Origin of the sequence: Alcaligenes nematophilus (assembly GCF_026344155.1) — a bacterium.
GTDB classification, from domain to species: domain Bacteria; phylum Pseudomonadota; class Gammaproteobacteria; order Burkholderiales; family Burkholderiaceae_B; genus Alcaligenes; species Alcaligenes phenolicus.
In genome coordinates this window covers 144842-164723 of sequence record NZ_JAPKMZ010000005.1, presented here as the reverse complement: position 1 = coordinate 164723, position 19882 = coordinate 144842, and the positions used below count along the sequence as shown (strand labels likewise).

General features: G+C 57.0%; 15 protein-coding genes and 1 tRNA gene. 12 read left to right on the top strand and 4 right to left on the bottom strand.

The genetic code is table 11. From position 1 onward, the window contains the following. Positions 1 to 186 precede the first annotated feature (186 nt). Together OSH04_RS14425 and OSH04_RS14420 are read left to right on the top strand one after the other, a co-directional pair. Complete coding sequence (locus OSH04_RS14425; protein ID WP_266108743.1) at positions 187 to 2043, top strand: sensor histidine kinase; 1857 nt, start codon at positions 187 to 189, stop codon at positions 2041 to 2043. Positions 2044 to 2045: 2 nt separating this feature from the next. Continuing rightward, positions 2046 to 3386 carry a sigma-54-dependent transcriptional regulator gene (locus OSH04_RS14420; RefSeq protein WP_247966452.1) on the top strand — a complete coding sequence of 447 codons (1341 nt, stop codon included), beginning with the start codon at positions 2046 to 2048 and terminating at the stop codon, positions 3384 to 3386. A gap of 192 nt (positions 3387 to 3578) precedes the next feature. Here the strand turns inward: OSH04_RS14420 and fabI are convergent, their stop codons facing one another. From fabI to gloB, 3 genes are read right to left on the bottom strand one after another with little or no spacing between them, the layout of a single operon-like run. Next, a complete protein-coding gene (gene fabI, locus OSH04_RS14415) occupies positions 3579 to 4364 on the bottom strand; it encodes an enoyl-ACP reductase FabI (RefSeq protein ID WP_009460819.1) in 786 nt (261 codons plus the stop codon). 33 nt (positions 4365 to 4397) lie between these two features. Then, positions 4398 to 5807 carry a transglycosylase SLT domain-containing protein gene (locus OSH04_RS14410; protein ID WP_026485385.1) on the bottom strand — a complete coding sequence of 470 codons (1410 nt, stop codon included), beginning with the start codon at positions 5805 to 5807 and terminating at the stop codon, positions 4398 to 4400. 10 nt (positions 5808 to 5817) lie between these two features. Further along, the gene (gloB, locus tag OSH04_RS14405; RefSeq protein ID WP_407066163.1) at positions 5818 to 6627 is read right to left on the bottom strand and encodes a hydroxyacylglutathione hydrolase; all 810 of its coding nucleotides are present in this window, start codon (positions 6625 to 6627) and stop codon (positions 5818 to 5820) included. Between the two features lie 23 nt (positions 6628 to 6650). Here gloB and OSH04_RS14400 point away from each other — a divergent pair, with 23 nt between their 5' ends. The 6 genes from OSH04_RS14400 to OSH04_RS14375 all read left to right on the top strand — a co-directional run bounded on the left by OSH04_RS14400 (position 6651) and on the right by OSH04_RS14375 (position 13066). Continuing rightward, complete coding sequence (locus tag OSH04_RS14400) at positions 6651 to 7412, top strand: class I SAM-dependent methyltransferase (RefSeq protein ID WP_035273499.1); 762 nt, start codon at positions 6651 to 6653, stop codon at positions 7410 to 7412. Continuing rightward, positions 7409 to 7852, top strand: coding sequence for a ribonuclease HI (rnhA, locus tag OSH04_RS14395; protein WP_266108741.1), 444 nt, complete (start codon positions 7409 to 7411; stop codon positions 7850 to 7852). The genes OSH04_RS14400 and rnhA overlap by 4 nt, the downstream gene beginning before the upstream one ends. Before the next feature lie 99 nt (positions 7853 to 7951). Further along, on the top strand, positions 7952 to 8998 hold the full coding sequence (locus OSH04_RS14390) for an efflux RND transporter periplasmic adaptor subunit (protein WP_009460829.1): 1047 nt from the start codon (positions 7952 to 7954) through the stop codon (positions 8996 to 8998). Positions 8999 to 9007: 9 nt separating this feature from the next. Then, complete coding sequence (locus tag OSH04_RS14385) at positions 9008 to 12085, top strand: efflux RND transporter permease subunit (protein WP_266108739.1); 3078 nt, start codon at positions 9008 to 9010, stop codon at positions 12083 to 12085. Positions 12086 to 12171: 86 nt separating this feature from the next. After that, positions 12172 to 12897, top strand: a complete 726-nt coding sequence (dnaQ, locus tag OSH04_RS14380) for a DNA polymerase III subunit epsilon (RefSeq protein ID WP_009460833.1) — start codon at positions 12172 to 12174, stop codon at positions 12895 to 12897. A gap of 94 nt (positions 12898 to 12991) precedes the next feature. Further along, positions 12992 to 13066: transfer RNA gene (locus tag OSH04_RS14375), tRNA-Val, on the top strand. A gap of 183 nt (positions 13067 to 13249) precedes the next feature. On the opposite strand, the gene OSH04_RS14370 is transcribed toward OSH04_RS14375, so the two are convergent. Further along, a complete protein-coding gene (locus tag OSH04_RS14370) occupies positions 13250 to 14563 on the bottom strand; it encodes a short-chain fatty acid transporter (protein WP_035273510.1) in 1314 nt (437 codons plus the stop codon). Positions 14564 to 14926: 363 nt separating this feature from the next. On the opposite strand from OSH04_RS14370, the gene OSH04_RS14365 reads away from it, so the two are divergent. Genes OSH04_RS14365 through OSH04_RS14350 form a run of 4 tightly spaced genes read left to right on the top strand, consistent with a single transcriptional unit; the run spans position 14927 to position 19869 of the window. After that, positions 14927 to 16972 (top strand): TonB-dependent receptor plug domain-containing protein, encoded by a 2046-nt coding sequence (locus tag OSH04_RS14365; protein WP_060186718.1) that lies wholly within the window; start codon positions 14927 to 14929, stop codon positions 16970 to 16972. Between the two features lie 40 nt (positions 16973 to 17012). Beyond that, positions 17013 to 18092 carry an ABC transporter substrate-binding protein gene (locus OSH04_RS14360; protein WP_266108738.1) on the top strand — a complete coding sequence of 360 codons (1080 nt, stop codon included), beginning with the start codon at positions 17013 to 17015 and terminating at the stop codon, positions 18090 to 18092. Further along, a complete protein-coding gene (locus OSH04_RS14355; protein ID WP_083054538.1) occupies positions 18089 to 19105 on the top strand; it encodes a FecCD family ABC transporter permease in 1017 nt (338 codons plus the stop codon). Before OSH04_RS14360 ends, OSH04_RS14355 begins: the two co-directional genes overlap by 4 nt. Next, positions 19102 to 19869, top strand: coding sequence for an ABC transporter ATP-binding protein (locus OSH04_RS14350; RefSeq protein WP_266108737.1), 768 nt, complete (start codon positions 19102 to 19104; stop codon positions 19867 to 19869). The genes OSH04_RS14355 and OSH04_RS14350 overlap by 4 nt, the downstream gene beginning before the upstream one ends. The last annotated feature ends 13 nt before the right edge of the window (positions 19870 to 19882 follow it).

The following is a 19882-nucleotide window of genomic DNA, read 5'->3' as shown; positions in this document are numbered from 1 at the left end:
AGCTCGCCGGAATCCTTGTCCCGGCCCATAAGCTCATGACTAAAGCAACATCCGTGCCAATCTGTTCACCGGCAGAAAACCAGTAAATAAGCGGCTTGCGGACAGGAGACTTCCCCGCTATCTGCTTATGTGTGCGAAAATCCGCACAGCTATTACTAATTTTTGGCGATATTTCGCACAGGTTTCATGAACTCCATTCCGGTTTCTTCGGGCATGCGGCGGCGCTTCAGGCTCGAATGGTTGCTGCTGCTGGGCTTGGCCGTTGTGCTGGGGCTGTTTGCCTTCTGGCGTTCGGCCGATTTGGGCACGGCTCGTTTGCTGACACAAAGCGAACAGCGGCTTGATTCCTTGATGCGCGGGAATGCCGGCTGGATCAGGACAATTCGCGACAAATTCCGCACCTTGTCCTTTGCGCTGGCCCAGGACGAGGCTCTGCGCCAATACCTGATGGGCAATCCTGCCTATGGTGATGCCGAGGCTTTGAATCGCAAGTTCCAGCAATTGGCCGAAGATACGGGCGCTCCTGTTCTGTACCTGCTGGATATTCATTCGCAGACGCTGGTGTCCAGTAACTGGCAGGAGCCCGACAGCTTCGTGGGCAATCACTACGGTTTCCGCCCTTACTTCACCAAAGCCCTGGAGCAGGGGCATGCGGAATACTTTGCCTTGGGGACTGCCAGCGGCAAGGCGGGTTTGTACATTTCACGCATGGTGCAAGATCAGGACGGCAAGCCGGTTGGTGTGGTCGTCATCAAGCTGGTATTCGATCTGCTGGAAAAAGAATGGGAAGGTTATGGCGATCGCATGTTTGTCAGTGATCCCAATGGCGTGATCCTGCTAAGTGGTGAACCGGACTGGCGTTTGCATAGTCTGGATCAAGCTGCGCCCGAGCAACTGGTCAAGCTGCGGGCCAGTCAGCAGTTTGGTAATGAGCCCTTGGAGTCAGTGGGCTTGAATATGTCGGATTCCGGCGAACGGGCCTCCTTCTGGACACTGGGGCAGGAGCGCTTTTTGCATGTGCAGCAGCCTGTCGCGGGCAGTGATTGGACTTTGCACGCGATGGCTCCTATGGATGCCGCGTTGCAGACCCAGGCCTTTCAATCCCGTCTGACGGTGATGGGACTGTTATTCGCAGCGCTGGTGCTGACGGCCTTGGCGCTGCAACGCAATCAACAGCGACGGGAAGCCCAGGCGCGGCAGGAGTTGCTGCGTGATGCCCTTGAAGAAGCGGTGGAGTCCCGCACCGCCCAGTTGCAGGTGGCGCGTCGCCGCCTGGAGCAGGAGATGCAGGCCCTGCAGGAAGCCCGTTCGCGTGCACGTGATCTGCGTGAACAGTTGGAGCAGGCCGAGAAGCTGTCCTTTCTGGGGCAGGTGACGGCGGGGGTGGCTCACGAGATCAACCAGCCCGTGGCGGCGATTGAGGTCTATGCCGACAACACTTTGCGTTTGCTGGATCAGGGCCAGACGGAAACGGCACGGCAGAACCTGTCCCGCATCCAGACGTTGACCCAACGCATCGGCAGCATTACCTCTCAGCTGTGCCATTACGCTCGCAAGCCCAAAGAGCAGGAAGGCCCGGTACGGGTACGCTCGGCCGTGGATAGCGCCTGGCAATTATTGGAACACCGGGCAAGGGCACAGGGTGTAGATCTGGAGCTGGAAGGCGTGAACGAATCTGTGCGTGTATGGGCTTTGCCGGTACGCCTGGAACAGGTTCTGGTGAATTTACTGCGTAATGCGCTTGATGCTCTGGAAGGGAGCCGTCAGGGGCGCATTCGTATTGAAGTGATGAGCGAGCAGCAGCATGTGCGCATTGTGGTTTCTGACAACGGCCCCGGCCTGAGTCCGGAAATCCGCCAGCGCCTGTTTACCCCCTTTAGCTCCAGCCGCCGGCAAGGCGTGGGCCTCGGGTTGGTGATCTCGCACGATATTGTGGCGGCCCTGGGTGGCCGTTTGGAAGAAGGGCCTTCGCGCCTGGGTGGCGCCACGTTCCATATCGTGCTGCGCAATGCCGATAGCGAGCTGGGCCAGGGAGAGAGATAAGAATGGAAGTCGCGTTTGTTGATGATGATGCGGACTTGCGTGCCGCCGTGGTGCAAAGTCTGGAACTGGCGGGCCTGAAAGTGGTGGCCTGTGCCAGCGGGCAGGAGGCCTTGAGCCGCTTGCCCAAGGATTATCCCGGCGTGGTGGTGACGGATATTCGTATGCCGGGCATGGATGGCCTGGCGCTGATGCAGGCCTTGCATGCTCGCGATCCCGAGCAGCCCGTCGTACTGATTACTGGCCACGGCGATATTGATATGGCCGTACAGGCCATGCACGATGGCGCCTTTGATTTTCTGACCAAGCCCTATCAGGCCGAACGCCTGCTGACGGTAATACGTCATGCCGCCATGCAGCGCAGTCTGGTTCTGCAAAACCGTGCCTTGCGCGAAGAACTGGACGAGGATGGCCAAGGCCCGGCGCTCCTGGGTAATTCCGAGGTCATGGTCAATTTACGCACTACCTTGCGGCATCTGGCACAGTCCGATGTGGATGTGCTGGTGGAAGGGGAAACCGGCACAGGCAAGGAGGTGGTGGCCATGTTGCTGCACCGCTGGAGCGCCCGAGCACAGCATCGTTTTGTGGCGCTGAATTGTGGTGCCTTGCCTGAAACCATTATTGAAAGCGAGCTGTTCGGTCACGAAGCCGGGGCATTCACGGGCGCGCAGCGCAGACGTGTAGGCAGTGTTGAACATGCACACCGTGGCACGCTGTTTCTGGATGAAATCGAAAGCATGCCCATGATTGCGCAGGTGCGCTTGCTGCGTGTGCTGGAAACCCGTTGCGTAACTCCTTTGGGTTCCAACGAAGAGCACCCGGTAGATATCCGCGTCGTTGCCGCTAGCAAGGTGGATTTGTCCGACCCCGCCCAGCGTACGAACTTCCGCGCCGATTTGTATTACCGACTCAATGTGGTCACCTTGCGTCTGCCACCGTTGCGAGAGCGCAAGGAGGACATCCCCATGCTGTTCGCCCACTTTGCGGCGCTGGCTGCCAAGAAGTACGGCATGCCGCAAAAGATGCCCGATGCGCGCAGCCTGGCCTATATGCAATCACACCATTGGCCGGGCAATGTGCGCGAGCTGGCGCACTTTGCGCAACGTGAAGTGCTGGGTGTGCAGCACCCGGAGATCAAGGAGCTGGAAAACGAGGACTTGAGCCTGCCCGCCCGCATGGAGCAGTTCGAGTCGCAGCAGATACGTCAGGCGCTGGCACGCCATCGTGGCGATATCAAGGCGACCTTGCAGGACCTGCGTATCCCGCGCAAAACCTTTTACGACAAGCTGCAACGGCATGGCATTTTGCGTAGCGATTTTGTGGAAGAGGGAGCGCAGGGCGAGTGATTCGCCAGAGCCTTACAGGGCTGTCTGTTCTGCCTGATTGGCCTGTGACAGGATTTAGCAGGATTGGGCAGGCTTTGTTCGGGTTCCATCCCCAGCGACACACACCAAGCTGCGCAGGTTTTGTCTGGAAGTTTCCAAGCAAGAAAATAGCGGCCAAGGCCGCTATTTTTATTCCCATCAAAGCGTGAAGCCTTACTCCTGCATACCCGGAACGATGCAGTTAAAGCCGGCGTCAACGTGCGTGATTTCGCCTGTGATACCGCTGGCCAATTCGGACATCAGGAAGGAGGCCACATTGCCCACTTCTTCAATGGTGACGTTGCGCTGCAAGGGAGCGTGCGTCTCTACGAATTTCAGAATGGTGGAGAAATCCTTGATGCCGCTGGCAGCCAGTGTCTTGATAGGACCGGCCGAGATGGCGTTGGCACGAATGCCGTACTCGCCCAGCGCCACCGCCAGGTAACGCACCGAGGCTTCCAACGCAGCTTTGGCCACGCCCATGGTGTTGTAGTTAGGGATGGCTTTTTCAGCGCCCAGGTAGGTCAGGGTCAGCACCGAACTCTTGCGGCCCTTCAGCAAGGGCAGGGCAGCCTTGGCCAGTGCGGGAAAGCTGTAGGCGGAAATGTCATGAGCGACGCGGAACGATTCGCGCGACAGGCCGTCCAGGAAGTTGCCGGCAATGGCTTCACGGGGTGCAAAACCAATGGAGTGCACCAAACCGTCCAGACCGTCCCAGCGCTCGCCCAGCGAGGCCATGGCCTGTTCGATCTGATCGTCTTCAGACACATCACAGGGCAGCACGATATCCGTGCCCAGTTCTTTGGCAAAGCCTTCAACACGTTCTTTAAAACGCTCGCCTACATAGGTCAGGGCAATATCAGCACCTTGTTGGCGACATGCTTGCGCAATCCCGTAAGCAATAGAGCGATTCGAGAGGACGCCTGTGACCAGGATGCGTTTTCCTTGCAGGAAACCCATGCTGAAAATCCTTTATGTAATTAGTGGGTGGACTTAGCCACGAATATTGGAACCGGGAACACGCAAACGTGTCCCCCTGGAAAGAGAGCTGCCTTTGATATTGTTCAGGCGCCGCAGTTCTGCCACCGAAGTGTCGTACCGTTTGGCCAAGGCGTAAAGTGTATCGCCCTGTCGAACCGTATGGGTGCGCACATTGGCGCCGCGACGCAAAACAACAGTGTCATTCTTGCGGTTGACGCTGGCCGTTTGCGTACGAGCACGGCGTGTGCTTTGCGCTACCGGGGCGGCAGGTGTATTGGTCAGAGAAGCCAGTTGCAGGCTGCCTTCACCCAAGGTGGTGCTGGGCACCAATAGTGTCTGGGCCACGGCCTTGGTGCTCTTGCTACCCAAACCGTTGATGGAGCGCAGCTGCGACAAGGTAATGCCGTGACGCTGGGCAATGGACAGATAGCTTTCGCCGCGCTTGGATTGGTAGGCCTTCCAGTTACTGAGCTTGCCCTGGTAGGCCGCCAGATTGGCATTGAAGATATCCACCTTGTTGGCGGGCAGCAGCAAGGTACCGCGATCGGCAGGGATTGTGGGGCGATTGTGGGCAGCGTTCAAGGCTTTGAACTCGTCCACGGAGATTTCAGCCAGTTCAGCAGCAAGGGCTACGTCAATGTCCTTGTTTTTGCGCACGGCTGTGAAATACGGTGTATTGCTGACTGGAGGCAGGGTGATGCCATAACGCTCCGGGTTAGCCACAATGTTTTTGATCGCTTGCAGTTTGGGGACGTAATTACGTGTTTCGTCCGGCATCTTCAGCGATAAGTAGTCAACATCCAGGTTGGCCTGTTCATTACGCTCCATGGCGCGGCGTACCGAACCTTCACCCCAGTTGTAGGAGGCCAGGGCCAAATACCAGTCGCCCTGGAACTCGTACAAGTAAGACAGATAGTCCAAAGCAGCGCGAGTGGACTCGACCGGGTCACGGCGCTGGTCTACCCACCAGTTCTGCTCCAGCTTGTATTGTGTGCCGGTGCTGGGGATGAACTGCCACAGACCGGACGCATGGGAGCGCGAATAGGCGACGGGGTTATAGGCACTTTCCACAAAAGGCAGCAAGGCCAGTTCGGAAGGCAGGCCACGGGCATCGAGCTCGTCCATGATGTGGTACAGATAGCGCGAGGCGCGCTGGCTCATGGTACGGATGGATTCGGGGTGCGAAGCGTAGTAGTTGGTCCAGTAATCAACCAGATCGGTATGCAGGTTGGGGATGGAGAAACCCCGGCGCATCCGGTCCCACGCGTCTTTGGGTGGGTGGGTCAGATCAATGGTGCGAGACGTATCGGCGGCAATGCTGGTGGAGGTCTTGGCGGCTTTTTGAGGGCTGACCTTGGGGCCTGTGGCGCAGCCTGCCAGCACGAAAGCGCATAGCAGCGCAAAAAGTCTCATTAGGTTCATTGCGGAATCTTCAGAAATTGTTTTTCCAGTCGCGCAGGCTGGCAAATACCTCGACAGGATTATTAAGGGACTGGGCAGCATGGTGCTCGGCAGCCTTGATAACAGCAGTCGTCTCACAACGCAGAAATGGATTGGTAGCCAATTCTGTTTTCAAGGTGGAGGGCACCGTAGGCAAGTTTTGCTGACGCTTGAGATTATCCTGTTTCCAACGTTCATGCAGTTGGGGATTGTCCGGCTCTACCTCTAGAGCCCAGCGTAAATTGGATAAAGTGTATTCGTGCGCACAGCAGATCAGGGTGTCCGATGGCAGTTTTGCCAACTTGCCCAGGGAATCCGTCATTTGTGCCGGGGTGCCTTCAAACAGGCGTCCGCAACCAGCAGCAAACAAGGTATCACCACAGAAAACAAAGGGCTGTTTTACCTCATTTTGACCAAAGTACGCAACGTGTCCGGCGGTATGGCCGGGGATGTCCAGCACGTCCAGCGTCAGTTCCAGAGTAGGTAACTCGACCTTATCGGACTGGCCGACACGCACGTCACAGGCAGGCAGACGCTCGTTGGCGGGGCCCCAGACGCGAGCCGGGTGCTTGGCCAGGATATCCATGACACCCCCAACGTGGTCACCGTGGTGGTGTGTCAGTAAAATGGCATCCAGTTGTAAGGACTCGCGTTCCAGCCAATCCAGAACCGGGGCGGCCTGGCCGGGGTCCACAACCAGGGCATGACCGTTTCGACTTAAAGCCCATATATAGTTGTCGTTCAGGGCTGGTAGTGGAATCAGGCGAACATCGCTTGGCACAGGCCAGGTAAATGCATTCATCATGGTAGAGGGAGAGAGCGCCAGTGGAGCAGACTTTGAATGATCAATTTGCCCAGTGGTTGGAAACCGTACCGGGGCGATATGTGCGGGCTTGGGAACAAGCCGGAATCGATGCGGAGGTGGTCAACACCTTCGGGTATCATGCCATACAAATTGGATTGCCGCATTGGGACCTCCTGGCGCATAGTCGCATCTCCTGCAAGGTATGTACGGCTCAGGCCGGCGTCTTGCCCGCTCAGCAGAAGAACCTGGTTTATGCCGAACCCGAGCATCTGCCTTTTGATACGCAAAGCATTGATCTTTTAATCCTGCCTCATACATTGGAAAGCGCCAGCGACCCGCATCAGGTGTTGCGAGAGGCCGAGCGCGTTCTGGTGCCAGAAGGGCGCATTCTCCTGACGGGTTTCAACCCCTTGAGTTTGTGGGGTGCCCACGACTGGATTCCGGGTCTGGAGCGGGGCACGCCTACCTTGCCGGGAGATGTGATGTCACCCTCGCGCTTGCGCGACTGGTTAAAGCTTTTGTCCTTTGATGTGCAAAGTACGCAGATGGGCTGTTACGCACCGTTGTGCCGTCAGCAGTCCTGGCTGGACCGCTGGTCCTGGATGGAGCAAAGCGGTGCACGCTGGTGGAGCTTTGCGGGGGCCGTCTACATGATTAGTGCGGTCAAACGCACGCCGGCCTTGCGTATGGTCGGGCCCAAGTGGAAGAAAAACCGTCGGCGTGTGCGTCGGCCTATGGTGGTTGCTGGACGCGCTGCCGATGAAGGAATTAGCAAGACATGACTGATGTTGTCGATATTTGGACCGATGGTGCCTGCAAGGGCAACCCCGGTTTGGGGGGCTGGGGCGCCTTGTTGCGTCATGGCGGACGTGAAAAAGCCATTTGCGGTGGCGAGGCCAATACTACCAATAACCGCATGGAACTGATGGCCGTGATCGAGGCTCTCAAAGCCTTGAAACGCCCTTGCCAGGTGCGGGTACACACCGATTCGCAGTACGTACAAAAAGGCATGAACGAATGGTTGCCCGGCTGGAAAGCCCGCGGCTGGCGTACTGCCGATAAAAAGCCCGTCAAGAATGCCGACCTGTGGCAGGAGTTGGAGCAGCAGGCCGCAAAACATGAGCTGACCTGGTTATGGGTGCGTGGCCATGCGGGTGATCCCGGCAACGAGCGTGCGGATAAGTTGGCTAATGAAGGGGTGGAAATCGCCAGGCAGTTATAAGATCTTGGGCAGAGTTGTAGCCCGCTGATAGTACTATTAGCCACTCGTCATATTTTGTCAGACAGCTTCACCGGCCTGGCCGGTCAGGATAAGCCGCCCATGATTTCCACGCTGCGTCCCACGATTTTTTCTCTGTTTCTTGTACTGTTTGCCAGTAGCAGCCCCAGTTGGGCGCAGTCTGACGCCACGCGGGTGGAAGTTTTACCCGTGCGGCAAAGTGAGTTGATTCGTGATGTGGCGGCGGTGGGAACCCTGGTGGCCAGAGAGTCCGTCGTGCTGCGGCCCGAGATCAGTGGTCGTATTTCAGCGATCAGCTTTGAAGAAGGTCAGCCCGTCAAGAAAGGCCAGCTCCTGATTCAATTGGACCCGGCCATGGCGCAGGCGCAACTGAATCAGGCACAGGCAAATTTGAATCTGGCCAATAGTCAGCACAAGCGATCTTCGGAATTGAGCCGTCAGGGCTTTATCAGCCAGCAGGCCAAAGACGAGTCCGGTAGCCGTTTGGCTGTTCAGCAAGCCGAAGTGCAATTGGCGCGTGTGCAGCTGGACAAGACCCGTATCCGTGCCCCCTTTGATGGTGTGACCGGCTTGCGTAATGTCTCGGTGGGTGATTATGTTGGGCCGGGTACGGATCTGGTGCAGCTGGAAGCGGTTTCGACCTTGAACGTGGACTTCCGTATCCCTGAACAATATCTGGCCGATGTGAAGGCCGGCATGCCGGTCGAACTGCGCTTTGATGCCTTCCTGGGCGAAACCCGCCATGGCTCGGTACTGGCTGTCAGCCCGGCGGTGGATACGGCTGGCCGTTCCATTTTGCTGCGGGCTCAGGTGCCCAATGAAGATGGCGCTTTGCGCCCCGGTTTGTTCAGCCGGGTACGCCTTGAACTGTCGCGTTACCAGGCTTTGATGGTGCCTGAAACCGCCTTGGCTCCTTCGGGGCAGGATCAGTACATCTATATTGTGAAAGATGGTCGGGCCGAGCGCCGTCAGGTGCAGGTTGGTGTACGCGAGCAGGGCTGGGTACAAGTCACAGGCGATCTGAAAGCGGGTGACAATGTGCTGGTGGCCGGGCTGCAAAAGGTTCGTGACGGAGTGCCGGTCGATATTCAGGAAGTGATCGACGTCCAAACACAGCCGCAGCAATAGGACGGAATCATGGTTCTTTCTGACTTATGTATCCGTCGCCCGGTATTTGCCACGGTTCTGTCTTTGGTGATTGTGCTGGTCGGTTTCATTTCCTATGAACGCCTGACCGTACGCGAATACCCCGCTATTGACGAGCCGGTAGTCTCCGTCATCACCAACTATAAAGGGGCCTCACCGGAGGTGATCGAGTCCCAGGTGACCAAGCCTCTTGAAGATCAGTTGTCCGGGATCGAGGGTGTGAACGTGATGACTTCACGCAGCCGTTCCGAGCGCAGCCTGATCAACATTAAATTCAATTTGGACCGGGCCCCCGATGCCGCTGCGGCTGATGTGCGCGACAAGGTATCGCGTGCCCGACGTTTTCTGCCCGATGAGGTGGACGAGCCCATCATCAACAAGGTGGAAGCAGACTCCACCCCAATTATTTATGTAGGTGTGGATACCGGCGACTACAGCATGCTGGAGGCCTCGGACTACATCAACCGCTACATTAAAACGCGCTTGTCCGTCTTGCCTGGTGCCGCTGAAGTGCGCGTGTTTGGCGAGCGCTTGCCCGCCATGCGTATCGACCTGGATCGCACCCGTTTGGGAGCCTACCAGCTGACCGTGCAGGATGTGGAAGATGCTCTGCGCAAACAGAACGTGCTGATTCCGGCGGGCCGTATCGAGTCCGATGCACGCGAGTTTTCCGTGGTTTCCTCCACCGACCTGGAAACGCCCGAGGAATTTCGCAACATCATCATCAGTCAGGCAGCCGGTTATCCGGTGCGCATCTCCGATATTGCCGACGTGCGTATCGGGCCTGCCGAGGAACGGGTACTGGCCCGATTCAATGGGCAAAACAGTTTGAACATTGGCGTGACCAAACAGTCCACCGCCAACCCGCTGGATCTGTCCAAATCCGTGCGAGCAGAAGTGGAGCGCATCAACGAAAGCCTGCCGGGCAATATGAAGTTGTCCGTGTCTTACGACAGCTCCATCTTCATTCAGAAATCCATTGATTCGGTGTACACCACCATTGCCGAGGCCATCTTGCTGGTGGTGCTGGTGATTGTGTTTTTCCTGCGCAGTTTCCGCGCCAGTGTGATTCCCATTGTGACGATTCCGATTTCCCTGATCGGGGCCTTCGCCATCATGTACATGCTGGGCTTTTCCATCAACACGCTGACCTTGCTGGCCATGGTGCTGGCGATTGGCCTGGTGGTGGACGATGCGATTGTGGTGCTGGAGAACGTGTACCGCCATATCGAAGAGGGCAAGACGGCCATGCAGGCTGCCTTTTTGGGTGTGCGTGAAATTGCCTTCGCTGTGATTGCCATGACGCTAACCCTGGTGGCGGTGTATGCCCCACTGGCTTTTGCCACAGGCCGTACCGGGCGATTATTCATTGAGTTTGCCCTGACCTTGGCGGCTGCCGTGCTGGTGTCCGGTTTCGTGGCCCTGACCCTGACGCCCATGATGTGCTCGCGCATGTTACGTCCACATGGTGCGAAAGTGGGCCGTGTCAGTCAGGGTATCGAGAATTTCCTGGTCTGGCTGACACGAGGCTACCGCCGTAACCTGATTCGCGCCTTGCGCTGGCGTTTTCTGGTCCTGTTCATTGGTGTGGCCGTTGCCGCGACCAGTGGGCTGCTGTTTACGGTTATCAAAAGCGAACTGGCTCCGATTGAAGACCGAGGTGTGATTTTCGGGATTGTGAATTCGCCCGAAGGCGCTACGCTGGATTACACCTTGCGCAATGTGGAGCGGGTGGAAGAGCTATATCGCGGCATACCGGAGACAGAGGGGTATCAGTCCATTATTGGTTTCCCTACCGTCACCGATTCCTTTGCAATTTTGCGCTTGAAGCCGTGGGAGGAGCGCACACGTAACCAGCAATCCATTGCGCGTGAACTGCAACCGCATTTCTCCGCCATTCCCGGTGCGCGTGCTTTCCCCACTAACCCGCCGTCGTTGGGACAGCGGGCCACTTCCAAGCCAGTGGAGTTTGTGATCATGAGCCAGGCACCGTATCCGGAGCTGGCCAAGATCGTGGACGGTTTTCTGGCTGAGCTGCGAGACTATCCAGGGCTGTTGAACGTGGACACGGACTTGCGCTTGAACACACCAGAAATCCGTATTGATGTAGACCGCGACAAGCTGGCCGATACCGGCGTATCGGTGGAAGCGGTAGGCCGCACTCTGGAATCCATGCTGGGTGGGCGTCAGGTCACGCGCTACAAGAGCGATGGCGAGCAGTACGACGTGATTGTGCAGGTGGACAAGCAGGCTCGTTCCAGCCCGCAAAACATTCTGGATATTTACGTGCGCACTAAAGATGGTGGCATGGTGCAGGCCTCCAACTTCCTGAATGTGCGCGAGAGCGTATCGCCGCAATCGCTGAACCACTTCAACCGCTTGCGGGCGGTCATTGTGGAAGCATCAGTGGCCCCTGGCTATGCCTTGGGTGAGGTGCTCGAACACATGAATGAGGTGGCTCGCAAGACCTTGCCGGAAACGGTGCAGACAGACCTGGATGGCCAGTCGCGCGAGTTCCGGGATTCCTCGGGCAGTATCTATCTGGTCTTCCTGATGGCACTGGCCTTTATTTACCTGGTGCTGGCCGCGCAGTTTGAAAGCTGGCGCAACCCGCTCATCATCATGCTGTCCGTGCCCTTGTCCATGACGGGGGCCTTGCTGGCCCTATGGCTGTCGGGCGGGACCTTGTCCATTTACAGTCAGATCGGTTTGATTACCCTGGTGGGGCTCATTACCAAGCACGGTATCTTGATTGTGGAATTTGCCACTCAACAACGCGAAGCGGGGGCCAGTTTGTACAATGCCGTGGTGCGCGCTTGCGAGATGCGCCTGCGCCCCATCTTGATGACAACCGGCGCCATGGTGCTGGGGGTCTTGCCGCTGGCCTATGCCTCTGGGGCGGGTGCCGAATCCCGTCAGCAGATTGGTTGGGTGCTGGTGGGCGGCTTGTCCCTGGGAACTTTGTTGACCTTGTTTGTGGTGCCGGTGGCCTATACGCTGATTGCGGGCAAGAAAGAAGGGCAGGACAAGCAACTGGAATTGATTGATAAGCCCGAGGCCTCTGTCTAAACCTGTAGTGCTGGTCTGCGGGGAAGCTGTTTGTATAGCCTCCTTGTCGAGTGCCATTACTGTGATTGAATTTGTAGGGAAAGTGAATGCGTCAAATTATTCTGGATACTGAAACCACCGGTCTGGAGCCTCGTGAAGGGCACCGCATTGTTGAAGTGGGTGGGGTAGAGCTGTTCAATCGTAAATTGACGGGCCGCCATCTGCACTTGTATCTAAACCCGGACCGGGACTCTGATCCTGAAGCTTTGGCAATTCACGGCTTGACCACGGAATTTCTGTCCGGCCACCCACGTTTCAAGGATGTGGTGGATCAGGTGCTGGATTTTGTGCAGGGTGCGGAAGTCATTATTCATAACGCCTCCTTTGATACACGTTTTTTGGATGCCGAGCTGCAAAAGGTAGGTAAAGGCCCATTCTCGCAGTACTGCGACAGCATCACCGACTCCTTGTTGGTGGCGCGGGAAATGCACCCCGGCAAGCGCAACTCCCTGGATGCCCTATGCGAACGCTACGGTATTTCCAACTCTCACCGTACCTTGCACGGCGCTTTGCTGGACTCGGAGTTGCTGGCTGATGTCTGGCTGGCCATGACCCGTGGCCAGGACGCCTTGCTGATGGACTTTGACGAGTCTGATGGGCAAGGTGGGGATGGCAGCAATCTGAGCCTGGGCAAGTTTGACGCCAGCGTGCTGAAAGTGCTGCGCGCGTCCGAAGCCGATCAGGCCGAGCATGAGAAATACATGGACGTGCTGGAAAAGCAGAACAAGAAGCCGCCCATGTGGCGTGAGATGCTCAACCCGGCAACGGAGTAATTATTTAAGAAAAGAGCTGGCCCTGAACTTGTAAATCAATCAGGGCCATGCTATAGTTTTTTTCTTCGCAGCTTTTGTAGTTCTTTAAAGCTCCGGGCGGTTAACTCAGTGGTAGAGTGCCACCTTCACACGGTGGAAGTCACAAGTTCGAACCTTGTACCGCCCACCATCTCTACCTTCATTTCATTCCCCCTCATATCGTCATTGCCCTTCTTTGTGGTGGCTTGTTTGCGTCCTGCTTATGCTTCGGCTGCTTGCAGCCTGCTCAATGCAAAACGCCCCATGGATATTCAGGGGGCGTTTTTTATTGCCAGTCAGGATGCGATGCCTGATGAAGGCGTCCCGGCCTGTCTTATAACCAGGTCAAACCAATCGAGATCACAATACCCGAGACAATCAACTGAATCAGGCAAAAGCCCATGATGTCCTTGGCTTTCAGACCGGCAATAGCCAATACCGGCAAGGCCCAGAAAGGCTGCAGCATATTGGTCCAGGAGTCGCCCCAGGCAACGGCCATGGCGGTGCGCGCCATGTCCGCATCCAGAGCCTGTGTGGCAGCAATCACGACCGGGCTTTGTACGGCCCACTGGCCACCGCCCGAGGGCACAAAGATATTGACCAGACCGGCGCTCATGAAGGTCCAGAAGGGCAGGGTGGTCGCCGTGGCAAAGGACACCATCCACTCGGACAGGCTGGCAGCCAGACCGGAGTCGATCATGATGGCCATGATGCCTGCGTAGAAGGGGAACTGAATCACAATCCCGGCACCGCCGCGGATGGCTTCATCCAGGCTTTTCAGCAGACGACGTGGAGTGCCGTGCAGCAAGATGGCCAGAATCAGGAAGGTGAAGTTGATCACGTTCAGATTCAGGGTCGCACCGCGCAACACGTAGTAGTCAAACAGGTAGGCCAGGCCAGCGACACCAATCACGATGGAGATCAGACGGCTGTTTTCCAGACGGTCTGCTGGACGATCGGTGGTCTGGTTGACGTCGTCTGGCGTGTCTTCCAGCAGCTTGGGGTCGACGTAAATACTTTCCTTGTCACTGGGCAACATCAAACGGTTAATCAGTGGCACCAGAATGAACAGGGCGATCACAATGGCCAGGTTAAAGAAGGCGAAGATGGTGTCGGAGGTCCCGATGATGCCGATCTTGTCTTCAGAAAAGTGGCCCGAGGTGGCAATGGTCAGTGGTACAGAACCGGCCAAGCCACCGTGCCAGACCAGAAAGCCGGAGTAGGCACTGGCAACCAGCAAGCGGTAGTCCACGCGGACCTGACGGGCCAGCTCTTTGGCGAATAGGGCACCGACCACCAGGCCGAAACCCCAGTTGATCCAGCTGGCCGCCAGTGACACCAGGGTCACCAGAATGATGGCGGAACCAGCCGAACGGGCCAGCGAGGCCAGGCCACGCAACCAGCTTTTTACCAGTGGCGTGCTGGCCAGCATGTGACCGGTCAGCAAGACCAGCAGCATTTGCATGGCAAAGGTCAGCAGGCCCCAAAAGCCATTACCCCAATATTGGATGATCTCCATGGGAGAGCGTTGCTCAAACGCCATGGCCGCAATACCGGCAATCAGTGTGAGCAGGATGACGAAAATATACGGATCGGGTAGATAGCGTTCAACCAGGCGGACCGAACCGCGCGTCATGGCTTTAAACATAAATTGTGCTCCTGTGGATTTGCGCCAGTATTTGCGCGGGTCCTGATGTCTTGGGATCGTTTGGGTGCCCGTTTGTGCAGGCACCTTGCTGGCAGCATTTTGATGTAAATGCTCAGTACAGCCGTATTGTTGGCGAGAAGCCGCAAATCGGGAAGACGGGAAAACCTGAACCTTAAAGTTTCTGGCTAGTTGTTGTTCTTCGCTATATGCTTTACTATATAGCGGTGTTTTCGAAAGAACCATCACTCATCGCTCGATGATGGGTTCTATTTACGGGCCCCTTGGGGTCCGTTTTTTTTTGTGCCGCATCTTTGTGTGGCGTCAGTTCATAAATCAATTAGAAAGATCGAATAGGGAAGGGGAATGAGACATCAGTCCAAACGCGCCACAGCAGCGCGTCATCAGTCCGTCTGTTTTGTGCCGCGCGCATTGGTCTTGAGCATGATGGGGGCCTTGGCAGTTAGCCAGGCTCAGGCTCAGGAAAACAATGACCGCGTGTTTCAGCTGGGCAAAGTGGTTGTTCAGTCCAGCCTGGATCGCGAGGCTCCGTTGGGGGAGAGCGCAGTCAGCCAGAAAGAAATGCAGGCTTTTGATTTGCGCGATGTGGGTGCTGCCGTTAGTGTGCAACCCGGCGTGACTGTGTCGGCGGGCGGTGCCCGTAACGAACAGATGGTCTATGTGCGTGGTTTTGATTCTCGTCAGGTGCCTTTGTTCCTGGACGGTATTCCACAGTACGTGCCGTACGACGGCTATGTGGACTTTACCCGTTTCACCACCATGGACCTGAGCGAAATTCGCGTGGCCAAGGGAGCAGCTTCCTTACTGTATGGTCCCAACATCATGGGTGGTGCCATCAACCTGGTGACCCGTAAACCCGTCAAAGAGTTTGAAGGCGAGTTCCGCGCCGGTTACGCCACGGGCGATCAACGCTACAGTGCCTTGAACGTTGGCACCAATCAGGGTTCCTGGTACATGCAGGCAGGCTTGTCCTGGTCAGGCGAACGCAGCTTCCCCTTGGGGCGTGGCTTTGAAGATCAAAAAGCACGTCCTACCGATACCGGCGGCATGCGCAGTAATGCCTCGCAAATGGACAAGAAAGCGTCTTTTAAATTGGGTATCACGCCCAATGCGACGGATGAGTACGTTATTGGTTACGTGAACCAGAAAGGTCAGAAAGACAATCCGGTCTACACCGGCGTGAACGATGCCAAGCTGGGTCAACGCTACTGGCGCTGGCCGTACTGGGACAAGGAAAGCCTGTACTTCCTGAGTTCCACCCAGATTGGCGAGAGCAACACGATCAAGACCCGCGTGTACGAAGACAAGTACAAGAACGGTCTGGATATGTATAGCGATGGTCAATACGCGACCCTGACTGGCCCGACCAGCGAGTACACTGACCGTACCCGTGGTGCTGCTCTGGAGTGGGTCAACACCAGCCTGGACAATCACGAGCTGCATTTTGCCTTGCACTACAAGGAAGATCAGCACCGTGATCCCAAGCCATCGGGCACTGAGCACTATAAGGACGTGACCACGTCTCTGGCGTTTGAAGACCGTATTGCTTTGGGTGAGCTGTGGCAGTTGCGCGTGGGTGCCAGCCACGAACGTCGCAAAGCCAAAGAAGCGCACAACTTTGAAACCGGCGATACCGATGCCACCAACGGTTTGCTGGAGCTGGGTTACGACTGGAGCGATGCCATGCAGGTCTACGGTAGCGTGGCTTACAAGACTCGTTTCCCCACGATTAAGGATCGCTACTCCAGCCGCATGGGCTACGCCCAACCTAATCCGGATCTGAAACCCGAGCACGCCATTCACTATGAACTGGGCTTGCGCGGTCAGCCATGGGAAGGTGCACAGCTGGAATCGGCGCTGTTTTTGAGCCAGGTGCGTGACATGATTCAAAGCACGGTTATTCAGGCTCCCGGTTGTGACAAGTACCGTCCAGTGGGTTTTTGTGATCAGGCCACCAACGTCGGCAAGGCTCGTCAAATGGGTCTGGAGCTGTCTTTGCAGCAGGAGTTGTCTGCTCATTGGTCGGCAGGCCTGGCGTACACATATTTGAATCGTCGCAACCAGTCTGACCCGGACGTCAAACTGGTGGATACACCCAATCACCGCCTGTTTGCTCACCTGAGCTGGAAGCCCACTGCGCAGTGGGAAGTGATGGGTTCGGTGGAAACCGAAAGTGGCCGTTACTACTCCTATGCAAACAATAAGGGTGATCAGATCTACGAAAAAACACCGGGCTTTGCCTTGTTGGGCTTGAAAGGTATCTGGCGTCCGAATTCGGATATCACGCTGGAAGCCGGTGTGCGTAATCTGGGCGACAAGCTGTACCAATACAAAGAAGGCTACCCCATGCCCGGACGTGTCTGGTTTGTGGGCGGAAGCTATCGTTTCTAAAGCCGTTTTGTGATTTGCAGTTAAAGGGGGAGAGGCATAAATGAAGCGTCGTGATGTATTGCGTGCCTGGGTGGCACTGACTATGTTGGCGCCTCATGCCCGTTTGCTGGCCCGGTCCGAGCAGGCCGGGACTAGCCGCTCTATCAGCTTGCATATCAGTGTGGCGGGCAAGCTGCCTGATCCGGCTCAAGTGGGGCGGATAGTGGCAGCCGGTCCGCCCGCTTCTGTGCTGGTGTATTGCCTGGCACCCCACGCGCTTTTAGGTTGGCCTTTTCAGCTGGCTCCTGCTGCACGCAGCATGATGGAGGCCGCTGGTTTTTCCTTGCCGTATCTTGGCCGTCTGGCCGGTCGGGGCAGTACCTTGTCCCTGGAAAGCCTGCTGGCCTTGAAGCCTGATATGGTCGTGGATATAGGCGATGTGAATCCCTATTACGAGTCTGCCGCCAAATCCGTGCAAGAGCAGACGGGCGTGCCTTATGTCTTGCTGGATGGTCGCCTGAACGACAGCCCGGCGCAGTTGCGTCAGGCAGGTCATATCCTGGGGCAGGCCGAACGCGGCCAGCAATTGGCCTTGCGTGCACAGGCAATTCTGGACAGCGCACATCAAGCTGCCAGACCCCGAGCCAAAGGCTTGAAAGCCTATTTGGCACGCGGTAACGATGGTCTGGAAACCGGCATGGGTCAATCCATTCATACCGAGGTGCTGCGGCTTTGCGGTTTGACGGTGATGGGGGACGAGAAAACCGATAATCGCCTGGGCCGTATTTCCTACGAACAATTATTGGCCTGGGACCCGGACATGCTGTTTGCTCAGGATGATGCTTTCTTTGAGCTGGCCCGTACTCAGGCTCCCTGGAGTCAGCTCAAGGCAGTGAAGGAAGGACGCTTGTACCGCGTACCCGCCTTGCCCTTTGGCTGGCTGGATGGCCCGCCGGGTATCAATCGCCTGGCCGGGGTGATCTGGCTTAATGCCTTGCTGGAAGGCAGTGCTGCCATGCCACGCATGTATTCAGAGTTGCAGGAGTTTTACTCGGCTTTTTACGGCATGTCCTTGAGCGACGAGCAGATCAAGCGATTGGTACAAGGGCTGGACCCGCTGGGTTCGCAGCAAGGCGCATGAAGTCAGGTTTGTCCTACGGGCTACTACTGCTTTTACTGGGGCTAGTTCTGGCGGTATTGGTGGTGTTTGCCCTGAGGCAGGGGGCGTATCCCTTGTCCGGAACAGAAGTGCTGCGCGCCTTGGTCGCCGGTTTTGGGAGCGATCCAGAAGCGGGGCAGAGTCAGGCCGTACGCGTGGTCTGGGATTTGCGTCTGCCACGTATTGCAGCGGCTTTGCTGGTGGGGGCGGCGCTCTCGACCGCAGGCGCGGCGTATCAAACCATGTTTCGCAATCCACTGGTTTCACCCGATATCCTGGGTGTGTCCTCGGGTGCAGGTCTGGGGGCGATTCTGGCCATTTATTTGAATTTTTCCTTGTTCGGCGTACAGATGGCGGCCTTTGTTGGCGGCCTTCTGGCGGTGGGCATTGTCTTGAGCCTAGCGCGCATGCTACGCCATCATCCACCTATTCTGATATTGGTCCTGGCCGGGATGGCGGTGGGCACCTTGCTGGGTGCCGCCCTGTCGCTGATCAAGATCCTGGCCGACCCCTACTCTCAATTGCCCTCCATGACCTTCTGGTTATTGGGAGGTTTGAGCGCCGTACGTTCCTACGAAGTCTGGCCGGCTGCGCTGATGGTATTGGCGTGCATCGTCCCTGTCTGGCTTTTGCGTTGGCGTATCAATGTCCTGGCGCTGCAAGATGAGGAGGCCCGCTCCTTGGGCATGCCCGTCTCTGCCTTGCGTTGTCTGCTGATCGTTTGCGCGACCTTGATGACGGCGGTGTGCGTGGCTCTGGCAGGAATTATAGGTTGGGTCGGTTTGCTGATCCCGCACGCGGCCCGTTTATTGGTTGGCCCGGACTTCTCCCGTCTATTGCCTGTTTGCTTGTTGGTGGGCGCCGCCTTCCTCTTGTTAACCGATACCTTGGCACGAAGCATAGGCACGCTGGAATTGCCCTTGGGTGTGCTGACGGCCTTGGTGGGTGCTCCCGGCTTCTTGCTGTTGCTGGCTCGTGGTGCGAGGCAGCGATGAGCGAACAAGGCTTGGAAGCGATTGATCTGGCTGTAGGCTACGGGCGCAAGCAAGTCGCCAGTAATGTGAATCTGCGCGTACAGACCGGGCAGGTCGTTTGTTTGCTCGGGCCCAATGGCAGCGGTAAGTCCACCTTGCTGCGCACCTTGCTGGGCCTGCAGCCGCCTTTAAAAGGGCAGGTGAAGGTGCAGGGCAAGCCCCTGGAGCAATGGAGTGCGCGTGCCCTGGCCAGACAACTGGCCTATGTACCGCAAGCGCAGGAGTCGGCCTTTGCCTTCACGGTAGAACAATGGGTCTTGCTAGGTTGTGCCAGTGAGCTGGCCTGGTACACCCAACCTCGGGCCGCCGACCGGCAATGGGTAGGCGTTTGCCTGGAGCGGTTGGGCATCGGGCAGCTGGCTCAAAAACGTATTGATCAGATCAGCGGTGGAGAGCGTCAGCTGTGTGTGATTGCACGTGCCTTGGTGCAGCGTTCACAGTTCTTGATCATGGACGAACCTGCCTCCAGCCTGGACTTCGCGAATCAATTACGGGTGCTGGATCAAGTCTCGCACTTGCGTCAGGAAGGTCTGGGTGTGCTTTTGTGTACGCATCAACCCGAACATGCGGCTCGCGTGGCGGACTGGGTGATCTTGTATCGGGATGGGGGCATATTGGCGCAGGGACAGCCCCGCGACATGCTTAGTCAGGCAAGTTTGCGCCAGCTCTACAAACTGCCAGCGCATGCCTTTGAACTACCTGATTGGTATGCGCAAGGGGCCTGAGGCCCCCCGAGCT